The following is a 9,085-nucleotide window of genomic DNA, read 5'->3' on the forward strand; positions in this document are numbered from 1 at the left end:
CCTCCAGGCTACGTCCTCGCGCACACCCTCAGGATCGGACGTTACGATGGAGGGGTGCTGTTCTGTCTCACGGCCAGCCATCGCAACACCGAGTTCGACGTCCTCGACCGCATCTCGCGTGTGGGCGAGTCCACTGGCGCCGAACTCGTCGCCGCGCACCCCTTCGTGCGCGGCGCCGTCGTGTTGTCCACGTGCAACCGCTTCGAGGCGTATCTCGAGATCGACGAACCGCTCGCCGCGCCCGGTGCGCTCGCGCGCGAGGCCGTCCTCGAGACGCTGGCGGAAACGATCGGTGCGGATGCGGGAAGCGTGCGCGAGAGCGCGGAGTCGTTCGCCGGCGACGACGTCGTGCAGCACCTCTTCTCGGTGAGCTCGGGCCTGGAGTCGATGGTCGTCGGCGAGGAGGAGATCACCGGTCAGGTGCAGCGGGCGCTTCGCGACGCGCGCACCGCGGGGACCACGAGCCCGGCACTGGAACAGGCCTTCCAGCGGGCGGCACACGCCACCCGCGAAGTCCGCGCGAGGGCCGACATGGGTGCGGCCGGTCGCTCGCTCGCGCGCCTCGCCCTCGATCTCGCCGAGAGCCGCATCTCCGACTGGGCGTCCGTTCCGGTCCTCCTGGTGGGGACCGGCAGCTACGCCGCCACCACCATCGCCGCGCTGCAGGCGCGCGGCGCCGGCGACGTGCGGGTCTACTCCGCCACCGGTCGCGCGCAGCGCTTCGCCGCCCGCTACGGTGTGCGCGCCGAGACCGATCTGCGCGCGGCGATCCGCGACGCGGAACTCGTGATCACCTGCACCGCGCGCTATGTCATCACCGCCGACGACGTCGTCGACACCTCGCGACGCCTGTTCGTCGATCTCGGTCTCCCCCGCAACATCGACCCGGAGGTCGGCGCCCTCGAGGGTGTGGAGCTCCTGGACCTCGAGCTCATCGGCCGACACGCCGCGCTGCCGGAACTGGGCGCGGGCGCGCACGAGGTCGTCGGTTCGGCCGTTGCCACCTTCACCGCGGAGCGCGATGCGGCCCCGGCGATCGTCGCGGTGCGCCGCCACATCCAGGACATCCTCCACGCGGAGCTCGGTCGGCTCCGGGGCGACGGGTCGGATGCGCGCGCCGAGGCGGCGCTCCGCCACCTCGCGGGCGTGCTCTCGCACACACCCTCGGTCCGAGCGCGCGAGTTCGCCGCGGCGGGGCGCATGGATGAGTTCGAAGCCGCCCTCGAGATGGTGTTCGGCGTCGAGGTCGCGCGCGCGCAGGTGACGCACCTGCGCGCGGCATCCGCAGGCTGAGTCAGTCCGCCGTCGGCTCGGCGTCGACCTGGTCGACCGCCGCCTGCAGGCGGGCGAGCGTCTCGGTCACGATCCGGTCCTCTTCGGGGGTCATGTCGATGACGGCCGCGAGCATCCGCTCGTGCATCTTGCCGAGGGTCGCGCGCACCTCGTGGTCGGTCTCGGCGGTGGGAATGACGTGGATACTGCGCCGGTCCGTCTCGTGGCGTTCCCGCCGCACGTGGCGTGACTTCTCGAGCCGGTCGATGATCGCCGTCATCGACGCGGTGGACACGCCGAGATATCGCGTGAGCTCGCTCGGCGAGACGCGCCGCCCCTCGCGCTGCGCCCGGAGGAGATAGCGGAGCACGAGCAGGTCGTTCTCGCCCATCGACATCGCTTCACGCGTGCGACGCCGCATCGCGACCTCGGCCGCACGATAGAGCCGGAACGCCTGGAGCAGGGCGACGGCACGCTCGCGGCGGTCGTCGCGATCCTCGCCGTACCAGTAGGCGCTCTCGGTGCTCATCGGTGCATTTTATCCGGCCCCGCCACGCGGGAGCGGGGCGGGGCCGGGTGAGTCAGTTGACCTCGGTGGGGTGGGCGCTCACGCGGCCGCTGCCGTCGCCCGGGTCCATCGCGTCGATCGCGGCCATCTGCTGCTCGTCGAGCGTGAACCCGAAGACATCGATGTTCTCCTCCAGACGCGCGCGCCGCACGGACTTCGGGAACACCACGAAACCCTTCTGCAGGTGCCACCGCAGCACGACCTGGGCGGGCGTCTTTCCGACCGCCTCGGCCGCCGCGACGATCGGCTCGGCGCCGAACAGGTCGTACTTGCCCTGTCCGAGCGGGCCCCACGACTCGATGACGGTTCCGTGATCGGCCGCCCACGCGGTGATCTCGCGCTGCTGATACGCCGGGTGGAGCTCGATCTGATTCACGGCGGGAACGACCGAGGTCGCCTCGACGATGCGGTCGAGGTGCTCGACGAGGTGGTTCGAGACCCCGATGCTGCGGGCGAGCCCGCGCTCGCGGATGCCGATCATCTTCTCCCACGCGTGCACGAAGTTGTCCTTCGCGGGCGTGGGCCAGTGCACCAGGTAGAGGTCGACCGACTCGAGGCCGAGCTTCTCCAGGCTCTCGGCGACGGCGGCGTCGGGCTCGTCCGCGTCGTGTCGGTCGTTCCAGAGCTTCGTGGTCACGAAGAGGTCGTCGCGAGCGATGCCCGACGCCGCGATGGCCGCGCCGACCCCCGCTTCGTTGCCGTAGATCGCGGCGGTGTCGATGTGACGGTAGCCGACCTCGAGCGCCTCGCTCACGGCGCGCTGGGTGTCATCGGCCGGAACCTGGAAGACCCCGTAGCCCAGCTGCGGGATGCGGTGACCGTCGTTGAGTTCGATGTGGGGAATGTTAGCCATCCCCCCAGCCTAGGAGGGCCTGCGCCGGACGAGCACCCCTTGACGAAGCGATCGACGAGGGGTCAGGAATCCTTGCGCGAGATCGACCAGCGCCCGGCAGCACCCGGGGTGCCGCCGAAGTGGATCGGCAGGGCGATGCCGAGGGAGAGCACCAGGATGCCGAGCGCGAAGAAGACGCCGGGGGCGACGGGCAGAGAGATCGCCAGCCCCAGCAGCGCCATGCCGCCGACGAACAGCAGAAGGGACAGGATGAACACGCGGCGGCCTCCTCGTAGGTTTACCCCTCCACGGTACCCGCTGCATGCCGCCTCCCGCACACTCACGTCGTACGATGGAGGGCTATGTCCGCGCCCGACCCCGTCATCTCGTATCCGTCCGAGCTGCCCGTCAGCGCGGCACGCGACGAGATCGCCGCGGCCATCCGCGACCACCAGGTCGTGATCGTCGCCGGAGCCACCGGGTCGGGCAAGACGACGCAGCTGCCGAAGATCTGCCTGGAGCTCGGGCGCACCTCGATCGCCCACACCCAGCCGCGACGCATCGCCGCGCGGACGATCGCCGAACGGGTGAGCGAAGAGCTTCAGGTGCCGCTCGGCTCCACGGTCGGGTACAAGGTGCGCTTCACCGACGCGGTCTCCGACGACACCCGCATCGCCCTCATGACCGATGGGATCCTCCTGAACGAGATCCATCGCGATCGGATGCTGCGCCGCTACGACACGATCATCGTCGACGAGGCCCACGAGCGGTCCCTGAACGTCGACTTCCTGCTCGGCTACCTCGCCCGCATCCTCCCCCGGCGTCCCGACCTCAAGGTCGTGATCACGAGCGCGACGATCGACCCGGAGAGCTTCGCGAAGCACTTCGCCGACCGGCAGGGCGATCCGGCACCGATCGTCGAGGTGTCCGGTCGCACCTATCCGGTCGAGGTGCGCTACCGCCCGCGGACCGACGCGTCAGACGACGAGTCGGACGACATCGACGGACTCACCCGCGCCCTGCGGGAGCTCGACCGCGAGCCGGCCGGCGACGTGCTCGTGTTCCTGCCGGGCGAGGCGGAGATCCGGGATGCGATGGATGCGGTTCGCGGCATGTACGCGAAGGACGCCTCCCCGACCGAGGTGCTCCCGCTGTACGGACGGCTCTCGGCCGCCGAGCAGCACCGCGTCTTCGAGCGCTCGCATGTCGCCGGGGTCCGTCGCCGCGTCATCCTGGCGACGAACGTCGCCGAGACGAGCCTCACCGTCCCCGGGATCAGGTACGTCATCGACACCGGTACCGCCCGCATCTCGCGATACAGCGCTCGCAGCAAGATCCAGCGCCTTCCGATCGAACCGGTGTCGCAGGCGTCGGCCCAGCAGCGGGCCGGACGCGCGGGCCGCACGGCACCGGGAATCGCGGTCCGCCTGTACGCCGAGGAGGACTTCGCCACGCGCCCGGAGTTCACCGAGCCCGAGATCCTGCGCACCAGTCTCGCGTCGGTGGTGCTGCAGATGCTCTCCCTCGGCTTCGGAGACGTCTCCGCCTTCCCGTTTCTCACTCCCCCGGATTCCCGCGGTGTGAAGGCCGCCTTCGACCTGCTCGTCGAGCTCGGTGCCGTGCGCGGGCCCGGCCGGGGCGATGACGGCGCCCGCCTGACCGATATCGGCAAGCGGATCGCGCGACTGCCGATCGACCCCCGGTTCGCACGGATGCTCGTCGAGGCGGACCGCACCGACGTCCTCGACCAGGTCCTCCCCATCGTCGCGGGGATGTCGATTCAGGATGTGCGGGAGCGTCCGGAGGCCGAGCGCGCCAAGGCGGACGGATTCCATGCGCGCTTCGCCGATCCGACCAGCGACTTCCTCGCACTGCTCAACCTCTGGCAGTACCTCCAGGAGAAACAGGCCGAGCTGGGCTCGAGCGCGTTCCGGCGCATGTGTCGCGCGGAGTTCGTGAACTACGTGCGGGTGCGGGAGTGGATGGACGTCCACCGTCAGCTGCGCGCCCTCATGGGCCGGGGACGCTCGCACGGTCGTCCCGCCGGCGATGCCGCCGACCCCGATGCGGTGCATCGCGCCATTCTGGCGGGGCTGCTCTCCCACCTCGGCATCCTCGACACGCGCAGCGACGTCGGCCGGGATGCTCGCGGCCGCTCGGCCAGGGGCGCATCGACGAAGGCCGAGTACCTCGGCGCGCGCGGCACCCGCTTCTCGATCTTCCCCGGTTCGGGCGTCCGCAAGAAGCGCCCGACGGCGGTCATGGCGGCGGAGCTGGTGGAGACCTCCCGCCTGTTCGCACGGACCGTCGCCGCGGTCGACCCGGCCTGGGCGGAGTCCCTCGCCGGGGACCTGGCCCGGCGGCAGGTGAGCGAGCCGCACTGGTCGAGGTCGCAGGGAGCAGCCTCGGCATACGAGAAGGTGACCCTTTTCGGCGTGGAGATCATCCCGAAACGCCGCGTGCAGCTCGCCCGATTCGACCGACCGCTGGCTCGGGAGCTGTTCCTTCGCCACGCGCTCGTGGAGGGCGAGTGGGAGACGAGCCATCTGGACAAGCGCCTCACCGCCTTCGAGCGCCGCAACCTCGAGCTGCGTCGCCGCCTCGAGAAGGTCGAGGAGCGCGAGCGTCGTCGCGACATCCTCGTCGGCGACGAGGCCGTCTACGTCTTCTACGACACCCGGGTGCCGCGAGACGTCTTCGACACCCGCTCGTTCGAGGCGTGGTGGAAGGAGACGGCGGCGCGCACGCCGCGTCTGCTCGACATGACCGAAGCGGATCTCCGCGACGACGCCGGTCGCCGCGGCGAGCAGGACTTCCCCGCACGGTGGCGCCAGGGCGACCAGGTGCTCTCCCTCGCGTACCGCTTCGAGCCGGGCGCGCCCGACGACGGGGTGACGGTCGTGATCCCCCTGGCCCTGCTCGCGCAGCTGGAGCCGACCGGGTTCGATTGGCAGGTGCCGGGCCTGCGCGACGAGCTCATCACCGCGCTCATCCGATCCCTGCCCAAATCGATCCGGCGCCATGTGGTGCCTGCCGCGGACTGGGCGGCGACGTTCGCCGGTGAGATCGCCGCCGACGGGCCGGAATCGAACGACGGACGTCCGCCGGTCTCGCTGCGGCGGGCGCTGGCCGACCGCATCCGACGTGTCGCGAGCCAGCCCGTCAGCGACGACGACTTCGACCTCGAACGCGTGCCGCCGCACCTGCTGATGTCTTTCCGCGCCGTCGACGCGCGGGCGCGCACCGCGGGCTCAGGTCGCGATCTGGCGGACCTGCAGCGCCGGCTCGCGGACCGGGCGCGGTCTTCGGTCGCCCGTTCGGTCGAGCGTGCCGCCGCACCCGCGTCGGTCGCGGCCGCTGCGCCGCGAGCCGACGGCACGGGCGCGACAGGCGCCTCATCAGTGGGGTTCGCCGAACGCAGCGGGATAACATCCTGGGACTTCGGGGATCTCCCGGCCGTCGTCGACAGCAAGGTCGCGGGGGGTGTCGTCCGCGGCTACCCCGCCGTCGTCGATGACGGCGACACGGTCTCGCTCCGCATCGAGACCTCGGCCGACGCGGCGGCGGTCGCCACGCACCGCGGAGCGCGCCGCCTGCTGCTGCGCGCCGTCGCCTCTCCCGCGTCGTACGTGCTCGACCATCTGACCAGCACCGAGAAGCTCGCCCTCGCGGCCTCCCCCTACCCGTCGGCGAAGGCGCTCATCGAGGATGCCCGCCTCGCCGTCGCCGACCGGGTACTCGGCGAGGTCGGGCGCGACGCCCCGCGGTCGCAGGCCGCGTTCGAGAAGGCGCGCGACGCGTATGCGGCGGTCGTCGTCGATGAGACCTTCTCGGTGGTGTCGCTCGCCGCCCGCATCATCAGCCTCTCGCGCGACGTCGAGAAGGCCGTGAAGGGCCAGAACTCCCTCACTCTCCTCGGGGCGCTGAACGACGTGAAGGCGCAGCTGGCCGGCCTCGTCTTCCCCGGATTCCTCTCACGCGTCGGCGTCACCCGGCTGGCGCATCTGCCCCGCTATCTCCAGGGCGCGCGCGACCGCGTGACGGGGCTCGCCGACAATCCCGGGCGCGATCGCCAGCGCCAGAGCGAGTACGAGCGGTCCGCCGCCGCCTTCGCCGACGCCGGTGGCACGATCCCCCTCGCCCCCTCCTCCCCCGACAACCTCGTCCGCGTGCGGTGGATGCTGGAGGAGTACCGCGTGAGCCTGTTCGCGCAGGCCCTCGGCACCGCCGAGCCCGTCTCGGCGCAGCGCATCGGCAAAGCCCTCCGCGGGCAGTGACGATCGAGAGGATGCAGATGCCACACGCCGTCTTCCACCGCCGGCTCGGCGGCCCCGAGGTCCTGGAGTACGCCGAGGTGGCGTCAGCCGACCCCGCTGCGGGGGAGGTGGCAGTCCGCATCGAGGCGGCCGGGGTGAACCCGATCGACGCCAAACTCCGCAGCGGACTGCGGGCATCGACACCGATAGAGGGCCGACGAGGGGTGGGCTCCGATGGAACCGGGATCGTGCTGGCCGTCGGCGACGACGTGGCGGGGTTCCGCCCCGGCATGCCGGTGGTGGTCAGCGGCGCACAGGGGACCTACGCCGAGGAGGCGATCGTGCCCGCCTCCGCGCTGACCCTCCGCCCGCCCGCCGTCGACGCCGAGACCGGCGCGGCGATCGGCATCCCGGTGGCCACGGCGTATCAAGCGCTTCGTTCGCTGGCCGTCGGACCCGGTGATCGCCTGCTCGTGCACGGCGGCTCGGGTGCGGTCGGGCAGGCCGTCATCCAGTTCGCGGTGCGATGGGACGCGGATGTGCTTGCCACGACGTCGGAGCGACGCGCCGACCGCGTGCGCGCCCTCGGTGCCGTTCCGGTGGTCTACGGACCGGGCCTCGTGGAGCGAGTCCGGGCCGCTGGGACGGGGATCGATGTGGCACTCGACTGTGCGGGGACCGACGAAGCGCTCGCGGCGTCGGTCGAGGTCGTGCACGACCGCTCACGCGTGGCGACGCTGGTACGCGGGGCCGATGCACCCCGTTACGGCATCCAGGCCTATGCCGGCGGCGCAGCGCACGGCCTCACCGATCAGCAGCGCGCGTGGCGGCGCGAAGCGATTCCCGTGGCGCTGGGGCTGATCGCGGCGGGCGGTTTCACGATCGAGCTCGGCCCGCGCTATGCCCTTCGCGATGCCGTTCGCGCACACGAAGACGTCGAGCGCGGCACCAACGGAAAGATCCTGCTCGTGCCGGATCAGACCTGAGGGTCGTCGCCCGTCGCCGGTTCGACAGACGCATCGCCGGCAGGCTGCGCGCGGTCGGAGGCCTCGGCGTCCTCTTCCTCTTCGACCTCGTCAACCCAGACGGTCTCACCTGCCTCGAACCCGCTGGCGTCGTCCAGCGCCTCGGCGGCGATCGTGGCACGGCGGTACCACTCCTCGGCTTCCTCCGCTCGTCCCAGTTCCTCCAGAACGGCCGCGCGGGCCGCGAACAGCGCCGGGCTCCACTCGAACGCACGGTCGGGGTCGAGTTCGGGGATGTCGAGTTCGAGGAGCGCGCGCTCCGTCTCGCCGACATCGAGACGCGCGCCCGACATCGCGATCGCGAGCTCGACTCGCGCCGCCGTCGGCAGCTTGTCGCGATCGACCGAACGTCCCACTTCGAGCGCGCGGTCGGCGCGTCCGACCCCGCGCTCGCTGTCCACCTGCAGCGCGATCTGGTCGTCCTTGCCGCTGATTCGTCGGTACGTGCGCAGTTCGCGCAGGGCCAGAGCGTAGTCGCCGACGGCGTATGCGGTGATGGCGACGGTCTCGCGCACGACCGCGATCCGACCGGCACGGTGACTCGCCTCGAGCGCGTGGCGGTGAGCCAATGCCGGGTCGTCGTCGATCAGCAGACCCGCCATGGCGAGGTGCCGTGCGACCGCGTCGGCGTTCTCTTTGCTCAGTGTCTTCAGGTCGTTCCGCGCCGCGTTCGGCAGCGAGCGTGCTGTGATCTCCTCGGGGATCTCGGGCACGTCGCGGCGCGGCGCGCGCGGCTCCCGCGGCTCGGCGTCACGGCGAGGACCACGGTCTTCGCGCTTGCCGTAGGAGCGGTCGCCATCGCGCCTCTGATACGGCTTCCGGTCATCCCGCTTGCCGTACGAGCGGTCGCCCTCGCGCTTCTGATACGGCTTCCGGTCATCCCGGTTCCCGTACGAGCGGTCGCCATCACGCTTCTGATACGGCTTCCGGTCATCCCGCTTGCCGTACGAGCGGTCGCCATCACGATTCTGATACGGCTTCCGATCGCCACGAGCGGGCGTGTTCCGGTCATTCGAGGTGTAGCGAGGGCGACGAGGGCGCTCGCGGTCGTCGTCGTCAGCCATCGGCTCTGGTTCCTCCTGTTAACGAGTAATGGCCACCCTGCTTTGGGTGGCCATTACCGTGAAAAGAA

7 protein-coding genes are annotated in these 9,085 nt (G+C 71.0%); 3 read left to right on the forward strand and 4 right to left on the reverse strand.

Annotated features, from left to right (window positions below; all coding sequences use genetic code 11):
• Nucleotides 1-54: 54 nt before the first annotated feature.
• Nucleotides 55-1,293 carry a glutamyl-tRNA reductase gene (locus tag ACGG9C_RS15645; protein ID WP_390178868.1) on the forward strand — a complete coding sequence of 413 codons (1,239 nt, stop codon included), beginning with the start codon at nt 55-57 and terminating at the stop codon, nt 1,291-1,293.
• Between the two features lies 1 nt (nt 1,294).
• Here ACGG9C_RS15645 and ACGG9C_RS15650 read toward each other — a convergent pair whose 3' ends face one another.
• The 3 genes from ACGG9C_RS15650 to ACGG9C_RS15660 form a co-directional block, all read right to left on the reverse strand.
• A complete protein-coding gene (locus ACGG9C_RS15650) occupies nt 1,295-1,801 on the reverse strand; it encodes a MarR family winged helix-turn-helix transcriptional regulator (protein ID WP_071042813.1) in 507 nt (168 codons plus the stop codon).
• 52 nt (nt 1,802-1,853) lie between these two features.
• Nucleotides 1,854-2,693, reverse strand: a complete 840-nt coding sequence (locus tag ACGG9C_RS15655; protein WP_071042812.1) for an aldo/keto reductase — start codon at nt 2,691-2,693, stop codon at nt 1,854-1,856.
• Nucleotides 2,694-2,755: 62 nt separating this feature from the next.
• Entirely contained in the window at nt 2,756-2,950 is a 195-nt protein-coding gene (locus tag ACGG9C_RS15660) for a hypothetical protein (RefSeq protein WP_071042811.1), read from the reverse strand.
• 84 nt (nt 2,951-3,034) lie between these two features.
• Between ACGG9C_RS15660 and hrpA the strand changes: the two genes are divergently transcribed.
• Complete coding sequence (gene hrpA, locus ACGG9C_RS15665; protein WP_390178869.1) at nt 3,035-6,949, forward strand: ATP-dependent RNA helicase HrpA; 3,915 nt, start codon at nt 3,035-3,037, stop codon at nt 6,947-6,949.
• Nucleotides 6,950-6,966: 17 nt separating this feature from the next.
• A complete protein-coding gene (locus tag ACGG9C_RS15670) occupies nt 6,967-7,914 on the forward strand; it encodes a zinc-binding alcohol dehydrogenase family protein (protein WP_390178870.1) in 948 nt (315 codons plus the stop codon).
• Here the strand turns inward: ACGG9C_RS15670 and ACGG9C_RS15675 are convergent.
• Nucleotides 7,905-9,017 carry a hypothetical protein gene (locus ACGG9C_RS15675; protein ID WP_390178871.1) on the reverse strand — a complete coding sequence of 371 codons (1,113 nt, stop codon included), beginning with the start codon at nt 9,015-9,017 and terminating at the stop codon, nt 7,905-7,907. The genes ACGG9C_RS15670 and ACGG9C_RS15675 overlap by 10 nt on opposite strands.
• Between the last annotated feature and the right edge of the window lie 68 nt (nt 9,018-9,085).

It is taken from the genome of Microbacterium sp. MTN4-26 (assembly GCF_042846595.1).
In the GTDB taxonomy this organism is placed as follows: domain Bacteria; phylum Actinomycetota; class Actinomycetes; order Actinomycetales; family Microbacteriaceae; genus Microbacterium; species Microbacterium luteum.

Coding starts and splice junctions, on each gene's coding strand:
- ACGG9C_RS15650 (WP_071042813.1), bottom strand. CDS start 1,801: ATGAGCACCGAGAGCGCCTACTGGTACGGCGAGGATCGCGACGACCGC.
- ACGG9C_RS15655 (WP_071042812.1), bottom strand. CDS start 2,693: ATGGCTAACATTCCCCACATCGAACTCAACGACGGTCACCGCATCCCG.
- hrpA (WP_390178869.1), top strand. CDS start 3,035: ATGTCCGCGCCCGACCCCGTCATCTCGTATCCGTCCGAGCTGCCCGTC.
- ACGG9C_RS15670 (WP_390178870.1), top strand. CDS start 6,967: ATGCCACACGCCGTCTTCCACCGCCGGCTCGGCGGCCCCGAGGTCCTG.
- ACGG9C_RS15675 (WP_390178871.1), bottom strand. CDS start 9,017: ATGGCTGACGACGACGACCGCGAGCGCCCTCGTCGCCCTCGCTACACC.